We start from the raw sequence: 17575 nt of genomic DNA, 5'->3' as shown, positions 1-17575 counted from the left end.
GGGTTTTCCCTAGGATCGGGGAGCATATGTGTGAACCGTCCACGAAGGCCAGAAAGAAAGGCTATCCCTTTGTAATACTGCATATTAGTGACAACGATTGTCATGCGTAAAGGGCGTGAAGGCGACGATCCGGAAAAACAGGATAGGCCAAATGCGAAATGGGCCAAATGCGAAATGGGCCAAATGCGAAATGGGCAGGTGCCGAAGCACCCGCCCATCCTGCTGCCCACCGCCTCGCCTGCGGCAAGGGGGCTCAGTCAACCGCCATTGCGGCAGCGGCCAGCTTTTCGAGGTCGAGGTACTGTTCCTTTTCGACGGACACGCCCACACCGCGGATGGTTCCGTTCTTGAACTCGCCGGGCGAGGCATATTCCTCGCTGACGGCATCGCCGCTGTCGCGCCCGATGCAGAGACCGTCGCCGGAAAGCGTGAACTTGCCGAGTTGGGTCTTCATGTCGCCGGAATCGACGGCCTGCTCGTTGACGTAGAGCGTGGTCTTGCCGAGCGACTCTCCGTATTCACCGGCCTTTTCACGGATGAACTCCATGCCCAGCGAATAGGTGCCGGGGGCCAGCTTGTCCGAAGAGAACTTTTGTTCCGGCTTGATGCCGAGGAAGTTGTAGACGTAATGCAGCTTGCCGTCCTTGATGAACAGCGAGTGCCCGCCGAAGCGTGAGCCATGGGCGAAGATCACGCCTTCGGTCGTGTCGGTGATATCGACATCGGCGATGATCTTGTACGAACGCCCGCGCACGTTGACGGCCACGCCTTCCGGAACCGGCGAAGTGCCGGGATAGTAGATGTAGCGTTCGCGCGGCGCTTCGGTGGAGGGGCGTTCGGTGCCCAGCACTTCGGCGGCGCTGCGATCGTCGAGCGGGAGGACGTTGTTGGCGTCCGCTTCCTCGAACCACGCCTTGATCAGCGCTTCCAGCTTTTCGGGATGCTCCTTGGCAAGGTCGATCGATTCCGAGCGATCCTCATCGACATGGTAGAGTTCCCAGTCATCCTGGTCGAAGTGGCCCTTGCTGGTGAGCGGCGCGTGGATGGCGGCGGCCTTCCAGCCGTCTTCCCAGATGCCGCGGGTGCCGAGCATGGCGTAGTACTGGCGCTTCTTCTGCGTCTTGCCGTCCGCTTCGAAGCTGTACTTCATCGACACGCCGGACAGCGGATGCTGCTTCACGCCGCGATAGCTGTCGGGCATCTCGATGCCGATGCATTCGAGCAGGGTGGGCACCAGATCCACTGCGTGGTGGTACTGGTTGCGCACTTCGCCCTTGGCCTTGATGCCCTTGGGCCAGTGGATGACCATCGGGCAAGCGGTGCCGCCGGCATATTCCGAATAGCGCTTGAACATCTTGTACGGCGCGGAGAACGCCGCTGCCCAGCCGGTGGGATAGTGGTTGTAGGTTTCCGGCCCGCCCAGCACGTCGAGATACTTGAGGTTTTCCTCGATCGAGTCGGGATAGTTGTTGAAGAACTTGTTTTCGTTGACCGAACCGTTCGGGCCGCCTTCGCCCGATGCGCCATTGTCCGCGCAGTAGAGGATAATGGTGTTGTCCAGCTGGCCGCTCTGTTCCAGATAGTCGATCAGCCGGCCGACCTGCACGTCGGTATATTCGGACATGCCGGCATAGACTTCGGCCATGCGCGAAAAGAGCCTCTTCTCCTCGGCGCTCAGTTCCTCCCAGGGGCGGACATAGTCGGCCGGGTTAGCCTGATCCTCGCGGACCGGGTTGAAGTCTTCCAGCTTGGTGCCGGCGGGCAGCAGGCCCTTCTCGATCATCCGCGGCACGATCCACTTGCGATAGGCGTCGTAGCCGTCGTCGAACTTGCCCTTGTACTTGTCCGCATATTCCTTCGGCGCATGGTGCGGGGCGTGGTTGGCGCCGGGGCAGAGCCAGGTGAACCAGGGCTTCGAAGGGTTGCTGGCCTTCTGGTCGCGGATCATCTGCATGGCCTGATCGACGAGGTCCTTGGACAGGTGATAGCCGTCCTCGGGAAGATAGGGCTGGTCGATGAACTTGTTGTCCTCGGCCAGGTCGGGATACCAGTTGTTGGTCTCTCCGCCGAGGAAGCCGTAGTACCGGTCGAAGCCCTTCTGCAGCGGCCATTCGCTCTTCGGCCCGCCGGAACAGATATCCTGTTCGGGCACGTTGTGGTCCTTGCCCAGCCAGAACGTGCTGTAGCCGTTGTCCTGCAGCATCTGGCCGATGGTCATGCAGTTTTCGGGCACGCGGCCGCTCCAGCCCGGAAAGCCGTTCGATGCCTCGGTAATGCAGGACATGCCGTTCAGGTGATGGTTGCGGCCGGTCAGGAAGCAGGAGCGCGTGGGCGAGCACAACGCGGTGGTGTGCCACTGGGTGTAGATCAGCCCGTTGTCCGCCAGCTTCTGCAGCGTGGGCATATTGATGCCGCCGCCATAGGGCTGCCATGCCGCTTGGCCGGTATCGTCATAGAGCACGATCAGAACGTTCGGGGCGCCTTCGGGGGCCTTGGGTGGCAGGAACGGCTCCCAGTCCGCTTTCGAATCGCGAATGTCGAGCTTGATGACGCCTTTGAATTCCTTCTGGGCCACTGCCAGTCTCCTTCGGTGTCGATAATCGTCCGCTGCGGCGGCCGCAGCGCGCAAATGCCGCCGGAAAATGTGTGACGCGCCGTGTTCAAGGACATCCGGCGGCTCGGCGACGCGCCACGACATCAGGAAGTAACCGGATCGCCGGGCGAGGCCATCGGGACTTCTCCCGAGGAAGCTGCCGAGATTCCCCGATGCGCCCCCGAAATGTCCCCGCAAATGGAACGCGCAGGCCGCCATCGGGCCAGTCATCGGGAAAACCCCCAGGCGAACACAAGGAAATTGCCCATGGCCAAGTCCGATGCGGGCAGGCGAGTCTCGCAAGGGTCTCGGCCGAAGCGCCGATGAGCGCAGGAGGACATGATGAGGGGACTTCACACCTGCCGGAGACTGCTGCCGGCGGCAGCCCTGCTGGCTCTGACAGTATCGGTCGCTCCGCTGCGGGCGCAGGAGGCGCAGCCGGCGGCGAATCCCTCCGCCGAACCCACTTTGAGCGATTCCAGCGGGGCCGGGGCCGGGGCCGGGGAGGGCGGCGCGTCCGAAGGGCAGGCGCTGGCGGACAAGCTGGCCAACCCGGTTTCCAGCCTGATCTCGGTGCCGTTCCAGTCGAACTACGACTGCTGCTACGGCCCGCGCGACGGGGATCGCTACACCCTGAACATCCAGCCGGTAATCCCCTTCGGCCTGTCGAAGGACTGGAACGTGATCGCCCGCACCATCGTGCCGATCATCAGCCAGGGTGAGTCGCAGCCGGGCGAGGGCGGGGCCACCGGCTTCGGCGATGTGCTGCAAAGTTTCTTCTTCTCGCCCAAGGAGGCGAAGAACGGGATCGTCTGGGGCGTGGGCCCGGCGATACTGTGGCCCACCGGCGCCTCCGAATTCAGTGCGCAGAAGTTCGGCGCCGGCCCGACGGCGGTTCTGCTTCGCCAGAAGAAGGGCATCACCGTGGGCATTCTGGCGAACCACATCTGGTCGTTCGCGGGCAAGTCTTCCTATCCCGATGTCAGCCAGACGTTCCTGCAGCCCTTCATCACCAAGACGCTGCCCGATTCCACCAGCTTCGCGCTCAATACCGAGACCAGCTACGACTGGAAGGCGAAGCAGTGGACGGTGCCGATCAACCTTTCGGTCAGCCACGTGGTGAAGTTCGGCAAGCAGCCGGTCAGCCTGGGCGTTGGCGGGCGCTACTATGCGGAAAGGCCCCAGTTCGGCCCCGAATGGGGCTTCCGCTTCGTGATGACGCTGCTGTTCCCCGAATGATCGGGCAACGAAAGGGGCGGATAGAGGATCAATCCCGCCCGATCTCGGAAGTATTCCGGATGGGTCCGGCAATCGGAACAGTCGATACATGCAAGGACACCGGGGCGCCGTCCGTGCCCGCCCGGTAAAACCCACGCGCCGGCACCGGCCCGCTGCTTCAGGAGAGTGACTCTATGGGACGTTCCGCCTCATTCGGACTGGCAGCATTGGGCCTGGCGCTATGCAGCCCTGCGCTCATTCCCGCCGTCCATGCCCAATCCGCCACGCCGCCCGCGACGGCGGACGCCTCCAATCCCATCGATCCGGCGGCGATGCAGGCGATGGACAAGATGAGCGCGGCACTGCTGACGCTGAACGCCTTCCGGATCGATGCCGACGTCACGACCGAGCAGGTGTTGACGACCGGCCAGAAGATCCAGTTCGGCGGCACCGTGCAGATCCTGGCCCAGCGGCCGACCGCCTTCAAGATCGTGGCCGATTCCGACTTGCAGCGGCGTGAGATGTTCTATGACGGGAAGACTTTCACGATCTTCGCGCCGCGGCTGGGCTATTACGCCAGCTTCCCCGCGCCGTCCTCGATCGGGCTGACGATCGACAAGGCGCGCAACGATTTCGGTATCGAACTGCCGCTGGCCGACCTTTTCACCTGGGGGACCGACCAGACCTTCCGGTCGCGCGTGAAGGAGGCCATGGTGATTCGGCCCGAGACCATCGGCGACCGGAAATGCATGCACTATGCCTTCCGGCAGGAGAAAGTGGACTGGCAATTGTGGGTGGAGGACGGCGCGATGCCGCTGCCCTGCAAGATCGTGATCACCAGCAAGGAAGATCCGACGATGCCGCAATATACCGCAGTGCTGCGCTGGACCACGCAGCCGCCGCCGAGCGCGGCCGATCTGGCGTTCAATCCGCCGGCGGACGCCCATCGTATCACTATGGCGGACATCAAGACCGCCGCCGGTAAGGGAGATGCACAATGAGCGCGATCGTCAGTGCGCCTGTGGCGCTGGTAGCCGGGCTGGTGCTGGGATTGGATGGGCTATCCTTGCCCATGACCGTGGCGGCGCCGTTCTCCGATGCAACTCTCAGCGGATCGGGAGGCGAAGTGGCCTATGGCGCGCCACCCCATCGCGGCGGCGGCGGTGCGCGACCGGCAGGGCGACCGGCTGGCGGCGGCGGTGCCCGCGCCGGTGGTGCCCATGCCGGCGGGGCCCATCCGGGCGGGGCAGGCGGCCGGCCCGCTGTGCGCGGCGGGGCGCAGACCAACATCAACCACACCGCGAACGCCAACCGGAACGTCAATCGCAATGTGAACCGCAATGTGAACCGGAACGTCAACGTGGACGTCCACAACGACTATCACGGCCATGGCGGTTGGGACGACGATTGGGACGATCACTGGCATCCGGTGGCCACGGCGGCCGCCGTCACCGCAACGGCCATGGTGGTTGGCTCCATCGTCCGGAGCATTCCGCCCAGCTGCTCCACCGTGGTGGTCAATGGCGTCAGCTATTCGCAGTGCGGCAGCACCTGGTACCAGCCGCAATATGCCGGATCCTCGGTCCAGTATGTGGTCGTCAACCCGCCGCGTTGACATGGTCTGACCGGGCTGGCGCCGGGCTCCGGGCAAACGCCCGGCGTCCGGCGCTGCCGCGCAATGTGACGGGGTACTTCCGGTGCAATAACGGGGAAGACGCGCGATGACTCTTGCCATGATTTTGAAGCTGCTGCTGGTGCTCAGCGTCGTGCTGATGGTGCTGGGGCTGGCGCTGCGCGCGAAGGCGGCGGATGCGCTCTATTTCGTCACGCACTGGCAACTGGGCCTGCGGGCCTTCGTGTCGATATTCGTGGTGGTGCCGTTGATCGCCATCGCCATGGCAAAACTGTTCGATCTCAATCCGGTGGTGAAGGCGGCGATGGTGGCGATCGCGCTCTCTCCGCTGCCGCCGATCCTGCCGGGCAAGATGATGCGCGCCGGCGGCCGGGCCTGCTATGTGACCGGCTTGCTGGTGAGCACGACGCTGCTGTCGATCGTGGTCACGCCGCTGGGGCTGATTCTGGCGGGCGACATCTTCGGGCTGGACGTCGGGATTTCCACCAAGCAGGTCGTCACCACCCTGGGCATGACGATCCTGTTGCCGCTGCTGGCCGGGTTCGGCGCCGCCGCGTTCCTGGGATCTTCCGTAGAGGCCGCCAGCCGGGTGATCAGCAAGCTCGGAACTGTGCTGCTGGTCGCCGTCGCGCTGGTGCTGCTGGTCAGGCTGGCGCCGGCGATGTTCGATGTGATCGGGCAGGGCACGCTGGTGGCGCTGCTGGCGATGAGCATCGCGGGGCTGGCTTCGGGTTATCTGCTGGCCGGCAGCGACCGGGGAGACAAGATGACGCTGGCGCTGGCATCCGCCACCCGGCACCCCGGCGTCGCGCTGGCCATTCTGCTGCAGAATTTCCCGGATGCCCAGTTGGCGCCGGCCGCGATCGTGCTGTCGCTGCTGATCTCGCTGGTGATCTCGGTGCCGTTCATGCGAATGATGAAGGACAAGCCTTCCGCAAGCGTCTGACTTATTAGAGCATTTTCTAATCAGGTGGAATCACCTGATGACTCGGAAAATGCGACAAACCAAAAACTTAGAGCGGTTGATCCGATGCAATCGGATCGGAAACCGCTCTAGGGAAATGCCCTGCCGGGCATTTCCCAACTTTGGCCGTCAGAACGAAGCCTGCACCAGGATCGCCGGGCCGTGCAGCTTGTAGCGGACGCGGCCGTCCCAGCGGTCCTTGTCCACGCCCAGCCGATAGTCGACGTAGCGGTAGATCACGCCCAGCGCGATGTTCTTCACGATCGAATAGTTCACGCCGGCCTGGGCGTTGAGCAGCCGGCCGTCGTACTGGTCGATCTTCAGCGAAAGATAGTCGGCACGGGCGTTCAACTGGACGCGCGGGGCGATCTTGTAGGTGCCGAACAGGCCAAGCGTTGGCAACGGCGCCAGCACGTCCCTGCGCTTGGATGAGATCTGGATGCCTTGATTGCCGCCCTGCGCCGCTATGCCCATGTCGAACTTGGTGGCGTGAAGGCCGATCGCTGCGCCCAGTTCCAGGTTCGGCTTCTGAACGATCGCGTATCCTATCGTGAGTCGATAGATGTCGCTGTCGAACGTGCTGCGGACCGCCGCGTTCAGCGGGTAGGTTTCGCCGTCGAAATTGATTTCCCGTCCCAGGTTGACGTTGCCGGTGCGGTTAAGTTTGAAATAGTCAGCGCCTACGATCACCCGGCCGAAGCGCGCGCCGGCCGAGACGGAGGGCAGGATCTTGTCGTTGTCCAGCCCCAGATCCTTCTCGAAGTCGATGTCCGTTGCCACTTCGGTCTGCGTCTTGGTGGCGACGCGCACGTTGGTGTCGATCTTCGGGAAATAGGCGGCGGCGTTGATCCAGTACTTGTTGTCCAGCGTCTGGGCATGGGCCGTGCCGCCCACGATCGTCGCGGCGGTCAGGACCAGCGGGAGCGCTCGCGCAACCGGCAGGCGCCGACGTTCCGCCAGGCCTTCCTGCCCGGGACGGAAAATCGAATTCACGCGTGAAGCTCTCGATTCCATGGGTCACCTCCTGTTTGATACGGTCTGTCCGATGCGGCGGCAGGCCGCGTTGCAATATGCGAGTGGCGAACGCCGCAGCCCCGGCACGGAACGAACCGCCACATCGCTTGTCAGCCAGCCCATGGACGGGCGCGCGCCCACAATCTTAAGGAACACGGCTCTTGCGGTCTCCGAACCGGGATCCGCCGTTTCACCGCATTGTTCCAGAGCCAGATTGCGCACCGGGAAGTCTACCTAAGTCATGGGATTATCGAAGGATAAGCCGGCGGGGCTTACCCGCGTATCAGGGCATTCCCATGGATTCCATCGGGGAAACCCCTACTCCGCTTCCCGATGGCGAAACTGCGGGATGACCCTGAAGGGGCAGGGGCGGCGCTCACTCGGTCCCGGCAACGCCTTGCGGGGTGCGCCAGCGGTCGTAGTTCGCACGGGGTTCGCCGTGGAGCGACTGGCTGAGCAACTGCATCGGGAACTGGGATTCGCGGATGCCGCCGCCGGTCGGGCGATCGATGTCCATGATCAGCATCAGCGACAGGACGACCAGCAGGTTCATCACGCAGGCGAGATAGAAGCTGGCGCGGTTGCGGATGATGTAGCCGATGATCACCGCCGCCACCATCACGTAGAGGATCAGCACCCAGAACACCTCATCCGGCACATGCGCCGACCGCCCGGTCTTGCGCGAGGTATCCATGTCGATCACCGAATTGATGGACGACAGGAACGTGCTCGACATGTCGAGGTGCTTGATGCTGTCGAACCCGGCCAGCGATGCGGCCCAGATGTCGTTGATCAGGGCATCGTTCTTCGCCAGTTCCGTTTTCATTTCGGAAGGAGAGGGGGTTGCAGCCAGCTTGATGCGGTTGTCGGTATAGTCGATCAGCAGCAGGCTCAGTCGTTCGCGATTGGGCGGCGGCAGCACCTGGGTCTGCAGATAGGCGGTGCCGATCGCGTTGGCCTCTTCCAGCACCAGCCCGCGCCGCGTCTCGAACCGGTCCACCGCCAGCGCGAAGGTGAAGCCCAGCAACAGCGCCAGCAGGCCCAGGATCGCCGGCACGATGGCGCCGTTCACATCGTCGTCGCTGGACGTGTCGGCATTGTTGGCGGCCTTCTGCTTTTCCACCCGGCGCCCCAGATGCGCGCCCAGCCAGGTCAGCCCGATCACGACCAGCAGCAGGACGATGCCCAGCGGCAGAATGGGAAGTCCGAACAGCGGTTTGGGCAGGTCCATCATCGGCGTGTTTCCTTGACGTTGTCTTAGGCGGGCAGTCCCCGGCGAAATGCATGTTCCGCGCGCCTTGGAAGAATGGATATCGGGGCTAGCCCCGAGTGCGCGGCGGGAATGTCCGCCCGTCCGGCATCGCCGTGCCTTACCTAGACCAGCCGCGTCGCGATGGCCCAGAACAGCATGACACCGGCTAGGGACATCAGCAGGGCAATATAAAGCACCGATCGGCCAAGCCGGAATTTCCCGGCCCGCGCAACATCGCGCAAGGTGGCCCAATAGCTGACCGTGCCCAGAACCATCGCCGCGGTTCCGGTTCCGGCCAGGAACATGCCGACATGCTGCGGGCTGTTCGTTGCCGCGATCTGGTTGTTGTCCGCCAGGCCCTGCAGGAACTTGTAGATCGTGAAACCGAAACTCAGCATCGAGAGCGAGGTGCGGATCCACGCCATCAAGGTCCGGTCGGCAGCCAGCACGGTGCGTATGGCGCCAAGATCGGCGGGCAATTCGGGGGTGTGGGCGGAGCTATTGTCGCTTGCGGTCATCGGGGAACTCCCTGGCGCGGCTCGGGTCGGATTTTCGGGGATCAGACCGGAGGAGCAGACGGCGAACTGGCCTGCACGGCAGCCTCCTTGGCAGCCAGCGCTGCCTCCCTCTCGCGCTCCTCGCGCTCACGAAGCCCGTCGAGATCCTTATCCAGAAAATAGTTGAGAAAGGTACGCAGCACGGCGATGGTCGCCAGCTTGCCGATATCGTCCCAAGTCGGCGCGATCGTGGTTTCCACGATGTCCGCAGCCAGCTGGAAAGACAGGCCCGCCACCAGCCAACGCGCCAGCGAGAGCCACACCGGGCGCAACTGATCCTCACTGGCGTGAAACAGCAGCAGGCGAGTGAGGCCTATGGCGCCTTGGAACGACCCCATCGCGATGGCCAGTATGGCCAGCAGGTTCACGGCCAGCGCGACGTACTCGGCAAATTCGTGTAGAATTTCTTCCATGTTCCGGGTCCTTCCCGCGCCAATCCTCAAGGTAGAGGTCTGGTTGTTGGGGCGCGTTTTGCCCATCGGGTGAATCCCCGAGGTTGGCACACGATGCTTCCTGATGCGCTTGCGGAGGAGGGCGGAACGAGCTGCCGTCCGGGTCGTTTCACGCCCACGATGTGTCAGCACGGGAGTGAGACGCCATGCGCAAGACTTTCACGAAATTCGCCAATTTCGTCGCCGGCGCGGCGGGCAAGGCGCAGACCTTCATCATCGCGCTGGCCGTGGTGGTGGTCTGGGCGGTTTCCGGTCCCCTCTTCAAATGGTCGGACACGTGGCAGCTGGTCATCAATACCGGGACGACGATCGTCACCTTCCTGATGGTGTTCCTGATCCAGAACAGCCAGAACCGCGATGCCGCCGCGTTTCAGGCCAAGCTGGACGAACTGCTGCGCGCGGTGGAGAACGCGCGGGACAGCTTCATCGGCATCGAGCACCGCAGCGCCGAGGAGATCGACCGCCTGCGCGCCGCGCTGGAAAAGGAAACCGGGCAGGAGGAGGATGGTCACTCCGCCGCGCACGCCAGTGTCGGCCGGTTGCTCGATCGATATTGAGCGATAGGGCGCATGTCTGCGCAACATGATTGCTACAGACCGGCAATTATCGCTGGGATGGAGGTGAATAGCAGTCGAAATCCTGGCGCTATCCGGGTAACGTCGCAGCGTGGGTAGCAACGGTACAGGTCGATCGGCTGTCGTGGCCGTTGTGGTCGGCATTCTCTATTTCGGTCTGGCGGGGGCTGCTCTGGAACTGACCCAGGGTGCGGACGGATTGGCGACGATCTGGCCTTGCAGCGGAGTCGCGGTGGCCGGGCTGCTGCTGGCGCGGCCTGGGGCGGAGCGCATCGGCGTGGTGCTGGCGATCGCGCTGGCCAGCTTCGTGGCCAATATGCTGTGGGGCGGAGACCTGCGGATCGCGCTGGCCTTCACCTGCGCCAATGTGGTGGAGGCGCTGGTCGCCTACCGCCTGATGGCCGGGATCGGGCAGCCCGGCCGGAGCGGGGGCCAGTACGGTTCAGGCCAATACAGTGCAGGCCAGCGGGGCGAAAACCTCTTCACCATCACTGCCATCGCCCGGTTCTGCCTGGCGGTGGTGGTGGCGGCCACGGTCAGCGCGACGATCGCCTGCCTGCTTTCGGGCCGCGGTTTCGCGCTGATGTTCCTGTCCTGGCTGTTCACGGTGGCGCTGGGAATCATGATCGTGGTGCCGCTGATCATGAACTTCATGCAGGCCAGCGCCCGGCGCGAGCACAAGGGGATGAGCCTGCGCGAACTGATGCGCACGGTCATCGTGCTGGCACTGATCGCGGGAATCGCGGCGGCAGTCTTCTCGCAGACGACTTATCCGCTGCTGTTCCTGCCGCTGCTGGGCGTGCTGGTGGCCACCTATTTCCTCGGCCCCACCGGGGCGACGTGCAGCACATTGATCATCGCGGTGATCGGATCCTACGCCGCATGGCGCAACAGCGGCGCGATCACTTCGGGCCCGGCCGATCCCACCGGCACCGTGCTGTTCTTCCAGTTCTACCTTTTCGTCATGCTGGCATCGTCCTTGCCGCTGGCGGCGCTGATCGCCACGCGCGACCGCAGCTTTGCAGAGGTGGAGCGCGGCAAGCGCTGGCTGGAAATGTCCGAAAGCATTTCCAAGGTCGGCCACTGGCGGCTGGAACTGCCGTCGATGCGGCTGTTCTGGTCCAGCGAGATATTCCGCATCCACGGCCTTGTTCCGGGTGACGCGCCGCAAGTGGAAACCGCCATCGAGTTCTATCATCCCGATGACCGCGTGGTGGTGCGCAATTCGCTGAATGACTGCCTGGAGCGCAAGGAGCCGATGAGTTTCGAGGCGCGGATCGTCCGCGCGGATGGCGAATGCCGCTACATCTACAGCTGCAGCGAGGTGGAATGGCTGGACGATGGCACCCCGGTCGCGATCTTCGGCATCTTCCAGGATGTGACCGCGCGCGTGCTGGCGGCGATGGAACTGAGCAGCGCCCGCGCCGATGCCGAAGCCCGCGCGAACGAGGCGATTGCCTTGGCGGAAACCGATCCGCTGACCGGCATCGCCAATCGCCGCAAGGTCTTCTCGGTGCTGGAAGCGGAAGTGGAACGGGCAGAGGCGCAGGGCACGGATCTGGCGCTGGCGGTGCTGGACATCGACCGGTTCAAGCAGGTGAACGACCGGTTCGGCCATGCCGCCGGCGATCAGGTGATCCGCCGTATCGGGCAGATTTGCGCGATGATGATCCGCAATACCGATTTCGTCGGCCGGATCGGCGGGGAAGAGTTCGTGATCGTGCTGTCGGGCGTGGGCCCGGACATGGCCCTCGCCATGGCGGAGCGCCTGCGCCGGGCGATCGAGAACGAGGATTGGACACCGCTGGAGATCGACCGCATCACCGCCAGCATCGGCCTAGCCAGCCACCGGCCGGGGCTGGACCGGGACCAGCTTCTCGCCCGCGCGGACGGGGCGCTCTATCGCGCCAAGCAGGATGGGAGAAACCGGCTGCGCCAGGCCGCGTGAAGCGGGCTTAGAGCAGTTTCAACCCGACTGCGTCGGGTCGACTGCTCTAAGGTTTTGGTTTGGCGCATTTTCCGAGTCATCAGGTGATTCCACCTGATTAGAAAATGCTTTAGCGCAACCGGCCGGATTTCAGGGCAGATTTCAGGCCAGATGCTTCGCCGCGCAGATCACGACCGTGGCGACCAGCGATCCCAGCAGCGCCCAGCGCCATAGCCGGGCCACGCGCTGTCCGGACAGGTGGCGGGCCATGGCCGACGCCGCGATCGCGGCGACCGTCAGTGCCAGCCAGATCGTCGCCATCGGCCCGGTTTCCGCGACATGCGGCGCCAGCAGGGCCAGCACCGCCGTCAGCGTCAGCACCACCGGCTGGCCCCAGCAGACGCCGGCCCAGATCCGTTCCCACTGCGGCGCCGGGCGGCCCCGGTCGCGGCGGCGGGCGAGCCAGATCGTCACCCCGCTCGACGTCACGACGCAAAGCGCAAGGCCCAGCAGGCCATAGGCGATGCGCACGGGGAGGCCGCCGTACCAGCCGAAGTGCAGTTGGCCGATGCCGGTCAGCATCCGGGTGCCGACCACCATGTCCTGCGGGTGTTCCTCATGGATCGGCTTGCCCTGCGCGTCGAACTGCAGTTCGTCCTGCTGCACCAGCAGTTTCGGGCGGCCGGCGTGGATCGAAATGCGCATGTCGGCGCGGCCGGGGCGTTCCACAACCAGGCTTTGCGGCTCCGCACCCGGCGACCGGGCGCGGGCCTGCGCGATCAGCGCGGCCATGTCGGGCATCGGCACCGCCCGGGCATCGACCGGCGGCGGCGGTTCGAGGAACAGGGCGTAGACCTTGTCCATGTCCCCCCGGTAGAGCAGCAGGGATAGCACCGCGACGATCAGCGTGCTGAGCCCCAGCAAGGCGCCGGTCAGCGCCAGCGTGAAGTGAAAGGGCAGGGCCCAGACGCCCAGCCGGTTGTGCAGGTCCGCCTCCTGCAGTCGGCGCGATCCGCCCAGCCGCAAGTGGAAGGCATCGCGCACCACGCGCGGATGGGCGAGAATGCCTGACACCAGCGAGGATAGCAGCGCCACGCCGGTCAGCCCGACGATGAAGGCGCCCCAGCTGCGCGGCAGGTGCAGGCGGACGTGCAAGTCGATCAGGAATTCGGTCCAGGCTGCTTCCAGCGGGGCCAGGGCGCCGTCTTCGGCAATCGCCCAGGTCCGTTCGAAATCGGGCTTGTAGGCAATCAGCGTGGCGCCTTCCTTGGCGGTGCCGGGCATCGTCAGGTAGAGCGAGGCATCGGCCGGAACCTGCCGCGCGCCTTCGGCGATGGCGCGCGGCGGCGGCATCGGAAAGGTGCCGGGCGACAGGCGTGGCGGGAACCTCAAGCCGTTGCAGATCGGGTGCGAAAACGGCGATCGTGCCGGTCAGGCAGACAAGGTAGATCACTGCCGCGAAGGCCAGCCCCAGGACGGAGTGGCTGCTGAGCACCGCGCGCACGGTTTCCGGCGGGATCGGCCAGCGCCACTGTTTCTTGCGCGTATTGGCGGATGCCGTCTCGTTCATGCTGCGCCTCCCAGAACCGCGCCGCCCAGAAAGGCGAGGCCGAAGCCGACCACGCTGGTGCCCACCAGAACGGCGGTGGCGCGCAGCAGGCGGCGGTCGGCCAGTGTCCATGTCATCGCCAGCCCCCAGAGCACTGGCATCAGCAAGCCGCCAACGACGATGCGCGTGCGCGGGTCGCCCGGCATGTAGACGGTTACGCAAAACGCGACCGCCATGGCGGCGGTCATCCCCAGCGGGCCCGCCAGCAGCGTGCGCAGCACGCCGCGCCAGACGCGGCCGGGCTCATCCAGTGGTTCCGGCGCGGCATCGACTTCGCGCTGACGGCCGCCATTGCGGCGTACGCGGCCCTGCCAGATCACCCCCAGCGCGCCGATTCCCTCCATCACCAGTGCGAGGGCAAGGCCCTTTACCGGGCCGATCAGCCAGGCGGAGAGCACCGCCATGCCCACCAGCACGGCCCAGCCGCCCGCCAGATAGCCCGGCGCGGCGCCCGCGCGCTGCAGCCATGACCGGCGCAGCAGGAAGGCGCCCAGCGCGCCGCCGCCCAGCAGCAGCGCGCCGGCCAGCCAATTGGCCATAGGGCTCGTCAGCAGGCTCACCAATGCACTCCGGCGCCGATGCCGAAGGTCTGCGGATCGCCCAGGATCGCCTGGTGGATCGCGGCATATTCGTACTGCTTGTACTTCTCGTTGAAGAGGTTGCGCGCGAAGACGAAGACCGACCAGGTGCCGCTGTCATAGCCGACCTGCCCGTTGACCACGGTGCGCGCAGAAACCTTGTACTGCGCCTGATCCTGCCCGACGCCGGTGAAGACGGAGCTGCGGTAATTGGCGTTGAGGTTGCCGGTGAAGCCGCTGCCGAAATCGGCATTCACGCCGCCCGCCAGCGTCCAGCGCGGGGCATAGGGGAACTGCGTGCCGGTCAGGTCCACGGTGCTGGTGGCGCCGCTGGGCAGGTCGAAATCGTCGAACTTGGTGCGCACATGGCCGACCGAGGCATAGAGGCTGATGCCCCGGGTAACGGCGGCATTGGCCTCCAGCTCGAAGCCATAGAGGTGCGATCCGGCGGCGTTCACCGTGTTGTAGTCATAAGCATTGAGCCCGAAGTAGGCAGTGACCTGCTGGTCGCGCCACTTCATGTAGAAGACGTTGGCATTGATCACCAGCTTGCCGTCCAGCCATTTGGACCGCAGCGATCCTTCGTAGTTCCAGCTGAATTCCGGATCGTAAGGCACCAGTTCGGCGCGCGCCGGGTTCTGGCTGGACCCGCCCGAGCGATAGGCACGCTGCACGGTGAAGGCGGTGGTCAGATCCGGCGTCCAGTCCATGCTCACGCCCATCTTCGGCAGGAAGGCGTTGAAAGTGCGGCTGTTGGTGGCGAGCGGGGAGGAGGCATCGTCCACCAGCCCGAGCACGCCCTGATTGATCAGGTTGATGATGCCGGCATAGGCCGCGCCCATGAAGTTCGGGTTCGGCAATGTGCCGTTGAAGGTCGCCACGGTCTCTGCCGCGTAGCGGTTGCGCTCGTGATCGAAGCGGAAGCCGCCGATCAGGGTCAGCCGGTCGGTCACTTTCAGACGGGCATCGCCGAACAGGGCCATGGTCTCCACCTTTTCCGGCTGCTCCGCGTGGTAGAGCACCGGAATCACCGGCAATTGCGCGGCATAGGCAGTGCTGATCGCCTGCGCTTGCGCCGCCGTGGCGCCATTGGCGCGCAGCAGGGCGCTGATGGTCGATGTTGGGGTGGCGATGTTGACGCGGCTGTTCTGGTTGATCGCCCCGGTGCGGCGGTAATACCACGCCCCGAGAAGACCGCTCAGCTTGGGCCCATCGTAATTGAGGCGCAGTTCCTGCGTCAGCGTCTTGTAGAGATAGCGGTTGTCGATCGCCTGGACATCCTGCGGCGTACCGTCGGTATCGACTTCCGAATGGACCTTGGAGCGGTTCCACGAGGTGACACTGGACAGCTTCAGATTGTCCGCCACCGGGTAGCTCAGGTTGAACACCGCGATGTCGCTGTCGATCTTGCCGCGGCTGGGCTGGTCGCCGGTGGAAATGCGGTGATCGTAGTAGTCGGGCACGTCGGTGCGCGAATATTCGTAGAGATAGCCGCCATCGCGCCGCACGCGGTTGTAGCTGGCCACTGCCTCAAGGCCGGGAAGCGCGGAGGGCGTCCACATGACCTTGCCGCGCAAGTTCAGCGACTTCAGCGCGTCGTCATAACCGCCGCGCGTGACGTTCTTGATGATGCCCCGGTCGTTCCGGCGCTCTGCCGAGAGGCGCACGCCCAGTTCGTCCGCGATGATCGGGCCGCCCACTGCTGCCGAGAACGTGCGGTCGTCATGCTCGGTCCAGAGCACGCGGGCATCGCCGGTCCAGCGGGTGAGCGACGGGTCCTTGGTGGTGATGACGATGCCGCCCGCCAGCGCGTTCAGGCCCTGGATCGTGGACTGGGGACCGCGCAGCACTTCCACCTGCTGCACGTCCCACATGTCGGTGGGGCCGCCATAGAGCGCCCACTTGGGGATCGGCGCGCCGTCGACATAGACGCTGGCCGCATCGGCCTGCCCGCCGGCGCCGACGCCGGTGTTGCTCACGCCGCGAATGGTAAAGCCCGATGCACCGTACGTCTCCGAAAGGTTCGCGGTGCGGTTGTAGACGTCCTGGATCGAGATCAGCGTCTCCCGCCGGATCCGGTCGGACGTGGTGACGGCAATGCTGGTGGGCGTTTCCTGCAGGGTGCGGGTGGCCTTCTCGCCGGTGACGATGATGTCACCGGGGGCCGGCGTTTGCTCGGCAGAAGGTTCGACGTCCTGCGCCATGGCAGGAACGGCAAATGCGGAAACGGTAAGCGCGGCCGTGGTAACACCGGACAGCCAAACGGAAAAACGGATCATGGAGCCCCCTGGAATTTCAGGGCGTTCCTATGTCCAAGGCTATAATGCGAGTCAATCGCATTATCATTTTGTCAAATAAGTTCTGCGCCGGCAGTTCACGAAACCGGTGCCGGATTATCCTCTCGCACGCCCAGTTCGGCCAGCAATTGGCCGCGCAGCGTGTCGAAGGCCGTGCCGCCGGCGGTGCGTGGGCGGTCCAGCGTGATCCGGCGGTCAAAGGCGATGCGGCCATTGCGCAGCACCAGCACCCGGTCGGCCAGCAAGATCGCTTCCTCCACATCGTGCGTCACCAGCAGCGTCGCGGGGGAGTGCGTCTGGCACAGCGCGCCGATCAGCCGCTGCATCCGCAGCCGGGTCAGCGCGTCGAGCGCGGCGAAAGGTTCGTCCAGCAGCAGCAGGCGCGGTTTGCGCACCAGCGCGCGGGCCAGTGCCGCGCGTTGCGCTTCGCCGCCGGAGAGCGTGGCGGGCCATGCGTCGGCGCGATGGTCCAGCCCCACTTCGGCCAGCGCCGCCGCCGCCACATGCCGCGCGGCGGCGCGGCCGGACAGGCCGGCAACGACGTTCTTCCAGACCTTCCGCGTCTGGATCAGGCGCGGCTCCTGAAACACCACGGTGCGCGCTTCCGGCACCCAGGCCTCGCCCTCGTCCGGCGCGTCCAGTCCGGCAAGGATGCGCAGCAGCGTCGTCTTGCCGCTGCCCGATGCGCCGAGCAGGGCGACGAATTCGCCGGGCCGGATCGACAGGTCCACCCCGTCCAACACCGGGCGACCGTGGAACACGCGGGTGACGCCTTGCACGGCGACGGCCTGCGGCCGGTTTTCGAACGGATCGGCGTCACCGATGCGGAGTGTTTCTTCGGCCATGGTCGGCGCGAAGATCGGATGAACCGAGGCGGAGGGGCGGGTAGGGATATATGGCGAGGAA

General features: G+C 64.9%; 14 protein-coding genes and 1 pseudogene. 6 read left to right on the top strand and 9 right to left on the bottom strand.

Annotated elements, in window-relative coordinates:
* Positions 1 to 253: 253 nt before the first annotated feature.
* On the bottom strand, positions 254 to 2575 hold the full coding sequence (locus ACZ1JV_RS01470; protein ID WP_465149306.1) for an arylsulfatase: 2322 nt from the start codon (positions 2573 to 2575) through the stop codon (positions 254 to 256).
* A gap of 357 nt (positions 2576 to 2932) precedes the next feature.
* On the opposite strand from ACZ1JV_RS01470, the gene ACZ1JV_RS01465 reads away from it, so the two are divergent.
* The 4 genes from ACZ1JV_RS01465 to ACZ1JV_RS01450 all read left to right on the top strand — a co-directional run bounded on the left by ACZ1JV_RS01465 (position 2933) and on the right by ACZ1JV_RS01450 (position 6390).
* Positions 2933 to 3832 (top strand): hypothetical protein, encoded by a 900-nt coding sequence (locus ACZ1JV_RS01465; protein WP_465149305.1) that lies wholly within the window; start codon positions 2933 to 2935, stop codon positions 3830 to 3832.
* Positions 3833 to 4005: 173 nt separating this feature from the next.
* The gene (locus ACZ1JV_RS01460) at positions 4006 to 4812 is read left to right on the top strand and encodes a DUF2092 domain-containing protein (RefSeq protein WP_465149304.1); all 807 of its coding nucleotides are present in this window, start codon (positions 4006 to 4008) and stop codon (positions 4810 to 4812) included.
* Positions 4809 to 5426, top strand: coding sequence for a hypothetical protein (locus tag ACZ1JV_RS01455; RefSeq protein ID WP_465149303.1), 618 nt, complete (start codon positions 4809 to 4811; stop codon positions 5424 to 5426). Before ACZ1JV_RS01460 ends, ACZ1JV_RS01455 begins: the two co-directional genes overlap by 4 nt.
* 106 nt (positions 5427 to 5532) lie before the next feature.
* A complete protein-coding gene (locus ACZ1JV_RS01450; RefSeq protein WP_465149302.1) occupies positions 5533 to 6390 on the top strand; it encodes a hypothetical protein in 858 nt (285 codons plus the stop codon).
* A 147-nt stretch (positions 6391 to 6537) separates the two neighbouring features.
* On the opposite strand, the gene ACZ1JV_RS01445 is transcribed toward ACZ1JV_RS01450, so the two are convergent.
* The 4 genes from ACZ1JV_RS01445 to ACZ1JV_RS01430 form a co-directional block, all read right to left on the bottom strand.
* A complete protein-coding gene (locus ACZ1JV_RS01445; protein ID WP_465149301.1) occupies positions 6538 to 7401 on the bottom strand; it encodes a YfaZ family protein in 864 nt (287 codons plus the stop codon).
* 397 nt (positions 7402 to 7798) lie between these two features.
* A complete protein-coding gene (locus ACZ1JV_RS01440) occupies positions 7799 to 8656 on the bottom strand; it encodes a bestrophin-like domain (protein WP_465149300.1) in 858 nt (285 codons plus the stop codon).
* Positions 8657 to 8796: 140 nt separating this feature from the next.
* On the bottom strand, positions 8797 to 9192 hold the full coding sequence (locus ACZ1JV_RS01435) for a YidH family protein (RefSeq protein WP_465138889.1): 396 nt from the start codon (positions 9190 to 9192) through the stop codon (positions 8797 to 8799).
* 41 nt (positions 9193 to 9233) lie between these two features.
* On the bottom strand, positions 9234 to 9644 hold the full coding sequence (locus tag ACZ1JV_RS01430) for a DUF1622 domain-containing protein (protein ID WP_465138890.1): 411 nt from the start codon (positions 9642 to 9644) through the stop codon (positions 9234 to 9236).
* Positions 9645 to 9829: 185 nt separating this feature from the next.
* On the opposite strand from ACZ1JV_RS01430, the gene ACZ1JV_RS01425 reads away from it, so the two are divergent.
* Entirely contained in the window at positions 9830 to 10240 is a 411-nt protein-coding gene (locus ACZ1JV_RS01425) for a low affinity iron permease family protein (protein ID WP_465149299.1), read from the top strand.
* A 142-nt stretch (positions 10241 to 10382) separates the two neighbouring features.
* Entirely contained in the window at positions 10383 to 12206 is a 1824-nt protein-coding gene (locus ACZ1JV_RS01420; RefSeq protein WP_465149298.1) for a sensor domain-containing diguanylate cyclase, read from the top strand.
* A 141-nt stretch (positions 12207 to 12347) separates the two neighbouring features.
* Here ACZ1JV_RS01420 and ACZ1JV_RS01415 read toward each other — a convergent pair.
* The 4 genes and pseudogenes from ACZ1JV_RS01415 to ACZ1JV_RS01400 form a co-directional block, all read right to left on the bottom strand.
* Positions 12348 to 13755: pseudogene (locus ACZ1JV_RS01415) on the bottom strand (PepSY-associated TM helix domain-containing protein).
* Positions 13752 to 14354 carry a hypothetical protein gene (locus ACZ1JV_RS01410; protein WP_465149297.1) on the bottom strand — a complete coding sequence of 201 codons (603 nt, stop codon included), beginning with the start codon at positions 14352 to 14354 and terminating at the stop codon, positions 13752 to 13754. The pseudogene ACZ1JV_RS01415 and the gene ACZ1JV_RS01410 overlap by 4 nt, the downstream one beginning before the upstream one ends.
* Positions 14351 to 16651 carry a TonB-dependent receptor gene (locus ACZ1JV_RS01405; RefSeq protein WP_465149296.1) on the bottom strand — a complete coding sequence of 767 codons (2301 nt, stop codon included), beginning with the start codon at positions 16649 to 16651 and terminating at the stop codon, positions 14351 to 14353. Before ACZ1JV_RS01405 ends, ACZ1JV_RS01410 begins: the two co-directional genes overlap by 4 nt.
* Before the next feature lie 95 nt (positions 16652 to 16746).
* Positions 16747 to 17514, bottom strand: coding sequence for an ABC transporter ATP-binding protein (locus ACZ1JV_RS01400; protein ID WP_465140286.1), 768 nt, complete (start codon positions 17512 to 17514; stop codon positions 16747 to 16749).
* Positions 17515 to 17575: the final 61 nt, after the last annotated feature.

It is taken from the genome of Novosphingobium sp. BL-S-19 (genome assembly GCF_055521675.1).
This window is presented reverse-complemented; position numbering and strand designations above follow the sequence as displayed.